Genomic DNA, 13,674 nt, shown 5'->3' with positions numbered 1-13,674 from the left:
AGACCGGAAAGGATTTGGTGAAGCGCCGTGGAGGGCGTTAATGTTGTCGACGTCGCCGCGAGGGAAACCCTCGATCAAGGCGGCACATCGCACGGGGCTATAGCTCAGTTGGTAGAGCGCCTGCATGGCATGCAGGAGGTCAGGAGTTCAATTCTCCTTAGCTCCACAGAACGATCCATCAAAAGATCCCGTCGGGCCCTCGCGGCCGGCGGGATTTTTTGTTGTGCGGGACTTCTTGTCCGTGCGAGTGACGAAGAAGGGAGCGGGCGACCCGATCGGGTCGCCCGCTCCCTTCTCATCTCCGTCAACCGCGGCCGCTGCCGAGGGCCTTGCGGTTCGGAGCGGGCAGCTCGGCCCGGGCCTTCGGAGCCGGAGCGGCTGTCTGCTCGATGCGCATCGCCAGCGCCGGGCACCGCCGCACCGCCCGTTCCGCACGCCCGCGCATGTGCATCGGAACGACCGCGTCGGCCACCGACGGATAGCCGTCGGGGTTGAGCCGGATCAGCTCCGGGATGATGTCCGCGCAGAGCCCGTGGCCCTGGCACAGCGTCCAGTCGATGAAGACCTTCTCGCCGCTCGGGATAGACTCTTCGGCCTCCTCGTACCCGGGCAGCGGAAGCGGCAGGACACCGGTCGTCTCGCGGCCGCAGCCACCGTGGAGCACATGGGCCGCCAGGTCGTCCGTGAAGGCCGACAGGGTCGAGGCGAAGAACCGCGCCGAACCGTCGGGGTGCTTGCACGCACCGCGGCCCTTCACGGCCTGCGTCACCTCGCGCAGCGCCTCCAGAGCGGCCGGTCCGCCGCCGTTCATGACGTCTGCCAGACCTCCGGCCGCGGCGGGCAGTCCCAGCTTGCAGGGGCCGCACTGGCCGGCCGTCTCCGCCGCGAGCCAGTTGGCCACCCGCAGCGCCTCACCCAGCGGACAGGTCTCCGGCCCGATGGGCAGGATGGCTCCCGCGCCGAGCGAGCCGCCCACGGCCGCCAGCGACTCACGCGAGACGACCGACTCGTGGACGGCCACCGAGTCGATCCAGTTGCCGTGGTAGCCGCCGGTCAGGACGCCCTGGGGCAGCGGCGGGGCGCCCGCGAGCTGGAGGACGTACCGCAGCGGGACACCCGTGGGGACCTCGACGACCATGGGGCGCGCCACCGCGCCGGAGATGGTGAGCATGACCGTGCCGGGCTCGGAGCCCACGCCGGTGTTGCTGTAGCGGCGCGATCCGATGCGGGCGCCGATGGCGAGCTGCGCGAACGTCTCCGCGTTGGACAGCAGGGTCGGGGCGCCGCCGACGCCTGTGTCGGACGCGCGCTCACGGCGGCCGGGCGGCAGGGCGGGGCCGCCGTTGACCGCGCGGATGACCGAGGAGGCCTCACCGGAGACCATGCGCTCGGGCGTGCGGACGATGCGTGCGCGCAGCTGCTGCCCGCGCCGGTCCGTCAGACCGCGCTCGGCGAGAGCCGCGCGCATCGACATCTCCGTGGAATTGCGGGTCACCGCGACGACCAGGGTGCGTGCCCCGAGCGCCTCGGCCGCCAGCAGCGCCCCGTCCAGGATCAGATGGGGAGCGCGGTTGAGCAGCACGGTGTCCTTGCGGCAGGCCGGCTCGCCCTCACTGCCGTTCACCACGACGACGGGCCGCACCCCGCGCCGGATGGCGGACTTGGCCACGGCACGCAGCTTCTGCCCGAAGGGGAATCCCGCGCCGCCTCGGCCGCGCAGGGTTATCTCCTCGGCGAGCTGGGCGAGCCGCTCACCGGTCATCGGTTCCAGCGGTCCGTGCACCTTGAGGTGCATCTGGAGATCGAGGCGCTCGACCAGGTCGAACCCCTGGGTCAGCTGGGGAAGGCCGACGACGCGGACCTCGGGGACATCGGGGAGGGGGGCGTTCAAGGTCGGTCTCCTGCGGGCGCGTTCCAGGGCTCTCCGGCCGGGGGCGGAAAGAGCGGTCCGGGCATCGCTTGGGTTTCGTCGTACGTGGTGGGATTACCGGTGTCGTACGGGGAGGGAGTTGCTTCGTACGGGGACGTGGCGGGCGGGTCGTAGAGAGGGCTCTCGTAGGTCGGGGTGGTGAACGACCCGGAGCCGTAGGACGGGGTGGGGAAGGTCCCCGTGTCGTACGCCGGCGCGGTGAACGAGCCGGTGTCGTACGTCGGGGTGGGGACGGAACCCGTGTCGTACGACGGGGTCGGGAAGGACCCGGTGTCGTAGCCGGGCCCGGCCGGGGGTGCGGCAGCGGCAGGTGTGCCGAAGGCCGAGGGGTCGTACGCGGGGGTGTCGTACGACGGGGTGGCGGGCGGCGGAACCGGCTCGGCCGGATAGGCCTGGGCGGGCGGAGGGGGCGAGGGGGTCGGCCACATGCCCGGGGCGGGGCCGTCGTCCGACACCACCGGTATCTCCTCGGTCATCGGGATGCGCTCGGCGAGGGGAGCGTTCGGGTCGCTTGCGAGCGACACCGCGCGGTAGGCGGCCGAGATCCCGGTGCCCGCGCCGACACTGCCGGCGCCGACGACGGGCTCGGCCTCGGGCGGCGGAGGTGCCTCGTACAGCTGGGGCGAGGGGGCTTCGAGCCGTGGCTGCCTGCGCGGCTGTCCGAACGCGGACTGGCGCTGGAACTCCGGCTCGACCGGGCGCTGCGTGGGAATGCCGTTCATCCGGTTGAGGCCGACCGGAGCGGTCACCCCTGTCGAACCGGGCAGGGGCGAGGTCGCCATGTCACGCAGCCCCGGCTCCTCGGCGCGGCCGGGGCCCGCACGGCGGCCGGTCAGCGCGAGGATCCTGTCGGCGATACGGCGCTGCACCTGACGCGGGAGCAGCCGCACCGACACGGCGCCGGTGACGCTCGCGAGGGCCAGGCAGTACATCGTCGTCACCCAGGTCGCCGCCGGACGGCCGGCGTACAGGCCGTGCATCAGAGCGAAGCACCAGGCCGGATAGGCCAGCATGTGCAGGGCGCGCCAGCGGCCCGCGGCCTTGATGTTGCCCGCCAGGGCGCTGCGCATCGCGCCGGTCGCACCGGCGATCACCATGAACAGACCGGCCAGAGAGCCCATGCCGATCAGGCCGTCCGTGCCCGTGACCCCCAGCCCGAACGGGATGAGAGCGCCGATCAGTGCCACATGGCCGAGGGACACCTTCACCGTCGCGTGCAGCAGCAGGAAGCCGAGCGAGGCCGTCGCCGTGCCGCGGTGGATCGCCTGGGCGAGCAGCCGGTGGTGCGGGGACAGCAGCAGCCGGTCCGTCGCGATCAGGCCCCACGCGATGGACGCGGTGAGCGAGACCAGCGACAGCACCCCGGTGGTGAAGTCGAGCGCTGCGCGAAAACTGTCACTCCCAAGGATGGCTATCAGCGGTATGAGCACGAACGCAGCGACCGTCAGGCCACCCTGAGTACGTCGGCTGAGGCCGGCACTCGGTGAGGGTGACGATCGGTTGTTGCGACGAGGGTTCATGGGGCGACTCCGAAGGTGCGGGGAATGCGGTCCCGTTGACGCATGCTAAGGCGACCCATACCGAGCGGTACGACGTTTTGGCGTTTAGAGAGCGGAACCACAGGCAACTGACTCTGGGGTTGCCCTGGATAGGGTCGATACGCGGGGTAACCCCAGTGCCTCCCGGGTGGATCGGCGGCTGTCCAGGCGTATGCCGGCATCTCTCGTGACATCTCCCCGCCCTCGTTCGGACCGCCTGTCAGCGGCCAGTCCTGATCCCCGTACGGATAGATACGGAAGGGAACGCCGATTGTCTCTGGTCGGCGACGAGGTCTGCGCCACACAACGGGATCGCTCTCTGCGGTACCCTGACGTCTATGCGTGCCGTACGCCTTCTGCTTAGCCGGCCGCGCTGATCAGTCCCGACGGATGAAAGATCCGGTCGGAATCGGCGCGGCGTCCCCTCCTGTGCGAGGGGATTTTTCATTTCACCGGGTGATGACAGGGCTCGAGCAGAGACGACCGATGGAGCTTTAAGGATCATGAGCGAGACGAATTCTGCTGCCGAGGTGGCCGCACCGCACCGCTACACCGCTGCGATGGCCGCCGACATCGAGGCACGCTGGCAGGACTTCTGGGACGCCGAGGGCACGTACGAGGCGCCGAACCCCCGTGGCGACCTGGCCGGGGATCCCGCCGTGGCCGCGCGCCCCAAGAAGTTCATCATGGACATGTTCCCCTACCCCTCGGGTGCGGGCCTGCACGTCGGGCACCCCCTGGGCTACATCGCCACGGACGTCTACGCCCGTCATCAGCGGATGACCGGCCACAACGTCCTGCACACCCTGGGCTTCGACGCCTTCGGTCTGCCCGCCGAGCAGTACGCCGTGCAGACCGGCACCCACCCCCGGGTGTCGACCGAGGCCAACATGGAGAACATGAAGGCCCAGCTGCGCCGGCTGGGCCTGGGCCACGACCAGCGCCGGTCCTTCGCGACGATCGACCCGGACTACTACAAGTGGACCCAGTGGATCTTCGTCCAGATCTTCAACTCCTGGTACGACGAGGACGCGAAGAAGGCCCGTCCGATCGCCGAGCTGGTGGCGCAGTTCGAGAGCGGCGAGCGGGCGGTTCCTCGTTCCACGCGCGCGTGGAACGAACTGAGCGCCCTGGAGCGGGCGGACGTGCTGGGTGAGTACCGCCTGGCGTACGCCTCCGACGCGCCCGTCAACTGGTGTCCCGGGCTGGGCACGGTCCTGGCGAACGAGGAGGTCACCTCCGACGGCCGGTCCGAGCGCGGCAACTTCCCCGTTTTCAAGGCCAAGCTGCGCCAGTGGAACATGCGCATCACCGCTTACGCCGACCGGCTGCTGGACGATCTGGACGCGCTGGACTGGCCCGAGGCGATCAAGCTGCAGCAGCGCAACTGGATCGGCCGGTCCGAGGGTGCCCGCGTCGACTTCACGGTCGAGGGTCACAGCGACAAGCCGGTCACGGTCTTCACCACCCGCCCCGACACCCTGTTCGGCGCGACCTACATGGTGCTGGCACCCGAGCACGGCCTGATCGACTCGATCCTGCCCGCCGAGTGGCCCGAGGGCACCAAGGAGGCCTGGACCGGCGGCGCCGCGACCCCGGCCGACGCCGTGGCCGTCTACCGCAAGGAGGCGCAGACGAAGAGCGACGTCGAGCGGCAGACCGAACACAAGGACAAGACCGGCGTCTTCACCGGCGCGTACGCGCAGAACCCGGTGACCGGCGCCCGCATCCCGGTGTTCGTCGCCGACTACGTGCTGATGGGCTACGGCACCGGCGCGATCATGGCCGTCCCCGGACAGGACGAGCGTGACTGGGAGTTCGCGGAAGCCTTCGAGCTGCCGATCATCCGTACCGTGCAGCCGCCCGAGGGCTGGGAGGGCGAGGCGTTCACCGGCCAGGGCCCCGCGATCAACTCCTCGAACGACGAGATCTCGCTGAACGGCCTGGACGTGGCCGAGGCCAAGGCCAGGATCACCGCATGGCTGGTCGAACGCGGCGTGGGTGAGGCGACGGTCAACTTCCGGCTGCGCGACTGGCTGTTCAGCCGCCAGCGGTACTGGGGCGAGCCCTTCCCGATCGTCTACGACGAGGACGGCGTCGCGCACTCGCTGCCGGAGTCGATGCTGCCGCTGGAGCTGCCCGAGGTCGAGGACTACTCGCCGCGGACGTTCGCACCCGACGACGCCGACACCCAGCCCGAGACGCCGCTGTCGCGCAACGAGGACTGGGTCGACGTCACCCTGGACCTGGGCGACGGCCCCAAGCGGTACCGCCGCGAGACCAACACCATGCCCAACTGGGCGGGTTCGTGCTGGTACGAGCTGCGCTACCTGGACCCGCACAACAGCGAGAAGCTGGTCGACCCGGCCATCGAGCAGTACTGGATGGGGCCGCGCGACGGCATGCCGCACGGCGGCGTCGACCTGTACGTCGGCGGCGCCGAGCACGCCGTACTGCACCTGCTGTACGCGCGGTTCTGGTCGAAGGTGCTGTTCGACCTGGGCCACGTCTCGTCCGCGGAGCCGTTCCACAAGCTGTACAACCAGGGCATGATCCAGGCGTACGTCTACCGGGACAGCCGCGGCTTCCCGGTGCCGGCCACCGAGGTCGAGGAGCGGGACGGCGCGTTCTTCTTCGAGGGCGAGCCGGTCAAGCGCGAGCTGGGCAAGATGGGCAAGTCCCTGAAGAACGCCGTCACTCCGGACGAGATCTCCGCCGAGTACGGCGCCGACACGCTGCGTCTGTACGAGATGGCGATGGGACCGCTGGACGTCTCCCGGCCGTGGGACACCCGGGCCGTCGTCGGTCAGTACCGGCTGCTGCAGCGGCTGTGGCGCAATGTCGTCGACGAGTCCACCGGTGAGGTCACGGTCGTCGACACCGAGGCCGACGAGTCCATGCTGCGTGCGCTGCACAAGGCGATCGACGGAGCCGGTCAGGACCTGGCGGCGCTGCGGTTCAACACCGCGATCGCCAAGATCACCGAGCTGAACAACCATCTGACCAAGGTGGGCGGGCCGCTGCCGCGCAGCGTCGCCGAGGCGCTGGTGCTGCTGATCGCCCCGCTGGCCCCGCACATCGCGGAGGAGCTGTGGCGCCGGCTGGGTCACACCGACTCGGTCGTGCACCAGGACTTCCCGGTCGCGGACCCGGCGTACGTCGTGGACGAGTCGGTGACCTGCGTCGTGCAGATCAAGGGCAAGGTGAAGGCGAGGCTGGAGGTCTCCCCGTCGATCTCGGACGAGGAGCTGGAGGCGCTGGCACTGGGTGACGCGGCCGTGGTCGCGGCGCTGGACGGCGCCGGAATCCGCAAGGTGATCGTGCGGGCGCCGAAGCTGGTCAACATCGTTCCTGCCTAGTCCCCATTTCGGGGGGTTTCGCAGGGGCTGCGGGGCATCCCCTACGGGCAGGTTGGGGGTTCCGATGGAACCCTCGGCCTGCCCGTTCCGTTTACGGTGGAGGAACTACATCCGACGCCGAAGGGGCGCTCATGGAAGCCGCGATTCTCATCTTGGCGCTGCTTTTCGTCGCCTTTGTCGCGTTGGGGGTGTTTGTGACGGTGAAGGCCGTCGGCGCGGCGAAGCGTGGCGTGGAGCGCACGGTCACCCAGGCGCGTCGCACCGTCGAGGAGACCTCACTGCGGGCGAGGAGCTACGGACAGGGCGGAGTCGTCGGCGAGCTGGCGCAGCTGCGGCTGTCGCTGCGGACGTCGATGCGGGCCACCCAGGACGCCCTTCAGGCGGGAGCGGGCGAGGATGCGTCCCTGTCCGAGTCGATCTCCCTCTTCCAGCGGCTGAGTGCGCACGGCCATGAGCTGGACGACGAGCTGAAGCGCCTGGAGCGCGAGCCCGACCGGGCGACGGTCGCCTCGCTGCTGCCCGGACTCCGCGAGCGCACGGAGCGGATCGTGCACTCGGCCGAGTCGCTGCGGTGGGCGGCGCGGGACCGGGCGAGGAAGTTCGCCGAGGACGATCTGGATGCGCTGAGCACGCAGATCGACATGGAGGCGGGGGCGCTGCGGCACTGGTCGGTCGAGGAGCCGTCCGCCGGTGAACCGGTCACGGGACAGTCCGGGAGCCGGGACGGCGCCTGGCCGGACGCGGGCGGGCAGGCCGGTCCCGGGCAGACCTGGCCCGAGGTGGACACCCAAGGACAGGCCGGAACGGTGGCCGCCGCCGACTCCGCGCAGGCTCCTTCGCCGTCCGCGGCTCGGCAGGACCAGCAGGCTCAGCCGCAGGCGATCACGGCGCGTGACCCGCGGCAGCCGAACACCTACCCCTGGCAGAAGGCCGCTCGCCCGGAGACGACCAACTGACCCGTCCGGTCCGGGGGTTGGCGGGGCGCAGGCCGGTTGCGGTGCGGTCGATGAGGCCGATGGGTTGTCGGCGGGGGCGGCACCGGCGCGGGTGCCGACGAGGGGCCGGGCTGCCGTCCCGTCCCGCCGCCGGGTAACCTCCCGCTCATGTCCCGCCATGTCGCGATCGTCACCGATTCAACGGCCTACCTGCCGCCACCGGCGATGGAGCGCCACGGCATCGTCGCGGTGCCTCTGACCGTCGTACTTGGCGATCAAGCACTCGAAGAGGGCACCGAGATCTCGGCGCGTTCGCTCGCACAGGCGTTGCAGAAGCGACGTCCGGTGACCACCTCGCGGCCGAGCCCCGCGGTGTTCGCACAGACCTATCGGGCCCGCGCCGAAGCGGGTGCGACCGGCATCGTCTCCCTGCACCTGTCGTCCGAGTTCTCCGGCACCTACGACGCCGCCGTACTGGCCGCCAAGGACGCTCCGGTGCCGGTGCGGGTGGTGGACACCGGGATGGTCGCCATGGCCCTCGGATTCTGCGCTCTGGCCGCCGCGGAGACGGCGGAGGGCGGCGGCACGCTGGACGAGGCCGTGGCTGCCGCGGAGAAGCGGGCCGCCGGCACCTCCGCCTTCTTCTACGTCGACACCCTGGACTTCCTGCGCCGCGGCGGCCGGATCGGGGCCGCGCAGGCACTGCTGGGATCGGCGCTGGCGATGAAGCCGCTGCTCCAGCTGGACGGCGGGCGGATCGTGCCGATGGAGAAGGTGCGCACGGCGTCGAAGGCGATCGCCCGGCTGGAGGAGATCGTCGTCGGACGGGCGGGCGCCAGCACCGTGGACATCGCGGTGCACCACCTGGCCGCGCCGGAAAGAGCCGCGGTGCTCGCGGACAAGCTCCGGGAGCGGGTACCGGGGCTGGCGGACCTGCATGTGAGCGAGGTGGGTGCGGTGATCGGGGCGCACACCGGGCCGGGACTCCTCGCGGCGGTCGTCTCACCGCGCTGAGGCCGCGGAACGGCCCCTTCGGGTGACGGAGATATCCACAACAGGATGGTTTTCCACGGGAATTGGACCTGCTCGGCGGGTTCGGGCGGATGTGCCTACCGTCTCGTGACATGGCTCTTCGATCACGTTCACGTTCCGCAACGAGTGGGCCGGGGCGCGCCCCGGCGTCGGACGGCCGCGCCCGGGTGAGGCGTGGGCCGGGTCCGAGTACGGGTGCGAGCGCGGGCCCGCGGCCCGGTTCGGGCCCCGGGCCCGGTTCAGGCCCCGGGTCGGGACCCCGGCCGGGTGCTGCCCGGGGTGCGGTCTCCACGGTGGGTACGGCCGGGGCGCGGGGGAGACGCGTGCCGGGCGGCGAGGCGACGGCGGTGAGGCGGCGGGCGGATGCGCTGTTCGCCGGGGCGGGTGCGGGTGCGGGTGCCGGTGTGGGTGCTGCCGGGACGGGTGCTCTCGGGGCCGGCGCGGGTCGTGGCGGGGCCGGCGGGGGTGCTGACTCGTCGGGTCCGGTGCCGGGTGCGGGCGGCAGCGCGGGTGGCGTCGCCGGTCTCGGTGCTGGTGGCGGGCCGGGCAATGGTGCGGCCGCGGGTCCGAGTCGGGCTGCGCGGCGGTGGGCCGGGCTCGCCGTGCGCGAGAGGCTGCCGCTGTGGGTGCAGCTCAGATGCGGGCTGGAGCCGCGGGCTCTGGCGGCGCTGGCCGTCGTCCTGGTGGCGGCCGCTGTCTTCGCCGCCCAGCACTTCTGGGTGGGGCGGCCGGAGACCGTGCGGGCTCCCGAGCTGGTCGAGCAGGGTGCGGCCGCCCCCGCCACCGATTCCGAACCGGAGCCGTCGCCCGGCCCACCGGTCCCGTCCGCCGCAGTCCCCAGCGGGCGGATCATCATCGATGTCAGCGGCAAGGTGCGGCGGCCCGGGGTTCTCCAACTGCCCGCCGGATCACGGGTGGCAGACGCGCTGCATGCGGCCGGAGGCGTCAAGCCCGGCACGGATCTCACCGCACTCAATCGGGCGCGGGTGCTCGTCGACGGCGAACAGGTCGTGGTGGGGCTGCCCGTCCCGCCGGGGGCGTCCGGTGTCGCGGGCCCCGCCGGTGGGAGCATCGGTGGCACGGGCGCCGCCGGTGGCCCGGCCGCTCAGCCCGCGGGTCCGGTGAGCCTCAACGCGGCCACGGCGGAACAGCTCGACACCCTGCCGGGCGTCGGCCCCGTCCTGGCCCAGCACATCATCGACTACCGCACGCAGCACGGCGGCTTCCGGTCGGTCGACGAACTCCGCGAGGTCAACGGCATCGGTGACCGCCGTTTCGCGGACCTCCAGAACCTCGTGCGGCCATGACGCGCCAGGCGGTGCACGCAGCGTCGGGGCACCGGCTGGGGGCGGCGGATCCGCGCCAGGAAGGGCCGGTTGATCTACGGCTGGTTCCGCCGGCCCTGGCCGCCTGGGCCGCGTCCGCACTGGCGCTGGGCGTGGCCGGATGGTGGACGGTGACGGGGGTGATCGTCTGCCTCGTTCTCGCGGCTGTGCTGCCGTTGGCGATGTGGGCGATCCGTGGGTCGGACGGCCGCGTCGCACCCACCGCCCGACGTGCGTCGACAGGTGGTCGTACACCGGCGGATACGGGGGCGGCACCCGGCGACGACTCCGCCGCACCGGAAGGACGGTGGCGTCTCCACACCACCGCGGTTGCCGCGATCCTGCTGTGCGCGGCAGCCGGCGCAGCCTCGGCCGGGCTGCACGGCGCGGATCTGAGACGGGGACCGCTGCCCGCTCTGGCGGATCAATACGCGCATGCCACCGTCGAGTTGACCGTCACGTCCGATCCCCGCCTCACCCGGCCACAGTCCCCGGCTCGCCGCGACGGAACGGCAGGACGCCTCCTGCTCCTCGAGGCGGAAGCCGCCCTGGTCACCACATCGGGCGGAGCGGTCACCAGAGCGCGGACGCCGGTCCTCGTGATGGTGCGGGCGGACATGCCCGCGAGGAGGCTCGCCTCATGGCAGGGGCTGCTGCCCTCGACCAGGCTGCGGCTGGCGGGGCGCCTGATGCCGCCGTCGCACCCGGGCGACCGGTTCGCGGCCGTGCTGCGAGCGGACGAGACGGACGGGCCGGAAATCGTCCGCGCTCCGACAATGCTGCAACGGACGGCCGGTGATCTCCGTGCCGGACTGCGTGAGGCGACCGACGGCCTGGCCCCTGATGCCCGCGCGCTGCTCCCCGGGCTCGTCGTCGGAGACACCTCCCGGATCACGCCGGAGCTTCAGGACGCCTTCGAGGCGACGGACCTCACTCATCTCCTCGCCGTGTCCGGCAGCAACCTGACCATCGTGCTGGTCCTGCTGATCGGGCCGCCGCGACGGGCGCTGCTGGCCGAACGCGGCGGGCTGGCACCCCGGTTGGGCATCACGCTCCGCGGGACCGCCATCCTCGGAGGAGCCCTGACGCTCGCCTTCGTGGTGGTGTGCAGACCGGAGCCGAGCGTGCTGCGTGCGGCGGCCTGTGGGGCCGTCACCCTGCTCGCCATCGGCACCGGGCGCCGCCGGTCGCTCCTCCCCGCGCTCGCCGCCGCCGTGCTGCTGCTGGTGCTGTACGACCCCTGGCTCGCGCGGAGTTACGGCTTCCTCCTCTCCGTCCTGGCGACCGGATCGCTGCTCGTCATCGCTCCCGGCTGGAGCGAGGCCCTTCAGCGCAGGAGAGTGCCCCCGAGGATCGCCGAAGCCCTTGCTGCCGCCGCCGCGGCCCAGGCCGTGTGCGCGCCCGTGGTCGCCGTCTTCGCGGCCGGGGTGAGCCTGGTGGCGATTCCGTGCAATCTGATCGCCGAGCTCGCGGTCGCCCCGGCCACCGTCCTCGGGTTCGCCGCCCTGGCCGCCGCCACGGTCGCGATGCCCGTCGCCGAGGCGATGGCCCAGGTCGCCGGCTGGCCGGCCGGATGGATCGCGTCCGTGGCCCGCACCGGGGCCGACCTGCCCGGGGCGCGCACGGACTGGCCGGGCGGCTGGCGTGGCGGTCTCCTGCTCGCGGCCCTCACCGGGTTGGTCGTTCTTCTGGCGCGCAGGCTGACACGCCATCCGTGGGCGATCGTCGTGTGCGTCCTGCTGTTCCTGCTCGCGGTGGTGCGCCCGACACCTCTCACCCGGGTTCTCACCGGCTGGCCGCCGCCCGCGTGGGATGTCGCGATGTGCGACGTGGGACAGGGCGACGCGGCCGTGCTGGCCACGGGTGACGGCGGAGCCGTGGTGGTGGACGCCGGGCCCGAGCCCGTTTTGGTGGACCGCTGTCTGCGGGATCTCGCGGTCACCAGGATCCCGCTCGTTCTGCTGACCCACTTCCACGCTGACCATGTCCGCGGGCTGCCCGGGGTGCTGCGCGGCAGATCCGTGGGAGTGGTGCAGACGACGACGTTCGACGAACCACGGGAGCAGAGCGCCTTCGTGCGCAGAGCGGCGGCGGCCGCCCGTGTGCCTCTGGTGCGCGCGGGGGTGGGGGAGCGGCGCCGTGTCGGTCGGCTGACCTGGCAGGTGCTCTGGCCCGCGGCCCGGCCCGGCTCCGCGCCCGGCGCGGGCCCCGGATTTCTGCCCGACGGCCCCAACGACGCGAGCGTCACGCTGTTCGTCCGTGTCGAGGGTGGGCCTACCGTGCTCCTGCTCGGTGACCTCGAACCACCGGCCCAGCGGCGGCTCCTGCTTGCCTATCCGGCGCTGCCGCCGATCGACGTGCTCAAGGTGGCGCACCACGGCTCGGCTCATCAGCATCCCGGTCTGATCCACGCCGTACGTCCGCGTCTGGCGCTCATCTCGGTGGGCCGGGACAACACCTACGGTCACCCCTCACCCCGAACCGTCGGCGCGCTGCGGGCCGGAGGAGCGGTGGTGCTGCGCACCGACACCGACGGGCCGGTCGCGGTGACGGGCGCGGGCCGGAACCTGCGGGCCGCGCTGCGCCGCCGTCGCCGATATACGGGGAGGCCGGACGGCAGGGGACGGCACTACGTGGCGGGCCGGTGGAACCCTGCCTCGAAGCGGTGCGCGAGCGGGGAGCCGTTCGGTCCCCGGGACCGGACGGCCTCGGCCGACCGGTCCAGGACCAGCGGTGCATGGTGCGCGGCGGGTCCGCGCGTCACACTTTCCTCATGGACGCCTACCTCCGCCGCATCGGCGCAGACCGCCCGCAGCACGCCGACGCCGCAGCGCTGCGCGATCTGCAGGTGCGGCACCTGCGCACCGTTCCGTTCGAGAACCTCTCCGTGCACTTCGGCGAGGACATCGTGCTGGAGGACAAGGCGCTGCTCGCCAAGGTGGTGGACGGGCGCAGGGGTGGGTTCTGCTACGAACTCAACGGCGCGTTCGCCGCGTTGCTCCGCGACCTCGGCTACACCGTCACCCTGTTGCAGGGCCGCGTCTTCGGTGACGGGGGCCGGCTGGGCATCCCGTACGACCACCTCGGGCTGCTCGTGGAGCCGGCCGACGGCAGCGGGCGGTGGCTGGCGGACGTCGGATTCGGGGACCACGCGCACCATCCGCTCGCGTTCGACGAGCGCGGCGACCAGGCCGACCCCGCCGGTACGTTCCGGATCGTCGAGACGGAGTTCGGCGACATCGATCTCCACCGGGACGGCAAGCCGCAGTTCCGCCTGGCGACGCGGCCGCGTTCGCTGGAGGACTTCCGGGCCGGAGCCTGGTGGCACCGGACATCGCCCGAGTCGCACTTCACCCAGTCCGTGGTGTGCTCACGGCTCACGGAAGAGGGCCGCATCACCCTCAGCGGCCGCAAGCTCGTCGTCACCGAACACGGCGAGCGCCGTGAGCAGCCCCTGGCCGACGAGGCGGCGATCCTGGCGGCCTACCGCGAGCACTTCGGGCTGGAGCTCGACCGACTGCCGCCCGACCCGCGGGGCGGCCGCGGCTGACCGGC

7 protein-coding genes, 1 tRNA gene and 1 pseudogene are annotated in these 13,674 nt (G+C 72.0%); 7 read left to right on the top strand and 2 right to left on the bottom strand.

The features are described 5' to 3' along the window. Positions 1–93: 93 nt before the first annotated feature. A tRNA-Ala gene (locus tag OHA05_RS11755) sits at positions 94–166 on the top strand. Between the two features lie 138 nt (positions 167–304). Here the strand turns inward: OHA05_RS11755 and OHA05_RS11750 are convergent. Further along, a complete protein-coding gene (locus OHA05_RS11750; protein WP_313946365.1) occupies positions 305–1,891 on the bottom strand; it encodes a ferredoxin in 1,587 nt (528 codons plus the stop codon). After that, positions 1,888–3,360 carry a hypothetical protein gene (locus OHA05_RS11745; protein WP_328860532.1) on the bottom strand — a complete coding sequence of 491 codons (1,473 nt, stop codon included), beginning with the start codon at positions 3,358–3,360 and terminating at the stop codon, positions 1,888–1,890. Before OHA05_RS11745 ends, OHA05_RS11750 begins: the two co-directional genes overlap by 4 nt. Before the next feature lie 611 nt (positions 3,361–3,971). Here OHA05_RS11745 and leuS point away from each other — a divergent pair. The 6 genes and pseudogenes from leuS (at position 3,972) to OHA05_RS11715 (ending at position 13,669) form a co-directional block, all read left to right on the top strand. Continuing rightward, positions 3,972–6,827: a leucine--tRNA ligase gene (gene leuS, locus OHA05_RS11740; protein WP_328860531.1), complete on the top strand. Its 2,856-nt coding sequence runs from the start codon at positions 3,972–3,974 to the stop codon at positions 6,825–6,827. Between the two features lie 131 nt (positions 6,828–6,958). Then, complete coding sequence (locus OHA05_RS11735) at positions 6,959–7,783, top strand: hypothetical protein (RefSeq protein ID WP_328860530.1); 825 nt, start codon at positions 6,959–6,961, stop codon at positions 7,781–7,783. 147 nt (positions 7,784–7,930) lie between these two features. Further along, the gene (locus OHA05_RS11730; protein ID WP_313946369.1) at positions 7,931–8,776 is read left to right on the top strand and encodes a DegV family protein; all 846 of its coding nucleotides are present in this window, start codon (positions 7,931–7,933) and stop codon (positions 8,774–8,776) included. Positions 8,777–8,886: 110 nt separating this feature from the next. Then, positions 8,887–10,101 carry a helix-hairpin-helix domain-containing protein gene (locus OHA05_RS11725; protein WP_443043673.1) on the top strand — a complete coding sequence of 405 codons (1,215 nt, stop codon included), beginning with the start codon at positions 8,887–8,889 and terminating at the stop codon, positions 10,099–10,101. Beyond that, positions 10,098–12,704: pseudogene (locus tag OHA05_RS11720) on the top strand (ComEC/Rec2 family competence protein); the annotation flags it as partial. The gene OHA05_RS11725 and the pseudogene OHA05_RS11720, both read left to right, overlap by 4 nt. Positions 12,705–12,892: 188 nt before the next feature. Then, positions 12,893–13,669 (top strand): arylamine N-acetyltransferase family protein, encoded by a 777-nt coding sequence (locus OHA05_RS11715; protein ID WP_328860528.1) that lies wholly within the window; start codon positions 12,893–12,895, stop codon positions 13,667–13,669. Positions 13,670–13,674 lie beyond the last annotated feature (5 nt).

Source organism: Streptomyces sp. NBC_00306 (assembly GCF_036169555.1).
Lineage (GTDB): Bacteria > Actinomycetota > Actinomycetes > Streptomycetales > Streptomycetaceae > Streptomyces > Streptomyces achmelvichensis.
The sequence above is the reverse complement of the archived record's forward strand: the minus strand, read 5'-3'. Positions and strand labels throughout refer to the sequence as shown.

Excerpts from the sequence above, each read along its gene's own strand:
- OHA05_RS11730 (WP_313946369.1), top strand. The coding sequence starts at position 7,931 with ATGTCCCGCCATGTCGCGATCGTCACCGATTCAACGGCCTACCTGCCG.
- leuS (WP_328860531.1), top strand. The coding sequence starts at position 3,972 with ATGAGCGAGACGAATTCTGCTGCCGAGGTGGCCGCACCGCACCGCTAC.
- OHA05_RS11725 (WP_443043673.1), top strand. The coding sequence starts at position 8,887 with ATGGCTCTTCGATCACGTTCACGTTCCGCAACGAGTGGGCCGGGGCGC.
- OHA05_RS11715 (WP_328860528.1), top strand. The coding sequence starts at position 12,893 with ATGGACGCCTACCTCCGCCGCATCGGCGCAGACCGCCCGCAGCACGCC.
- OHA05_RS11735 (WP_328860530.1), top strand. The coding sequence starts at position 6,959 with ATGGAAGCCGCGATTCTCATCTTGGCGCTGCTTTTCGTCGCCTTTGTC.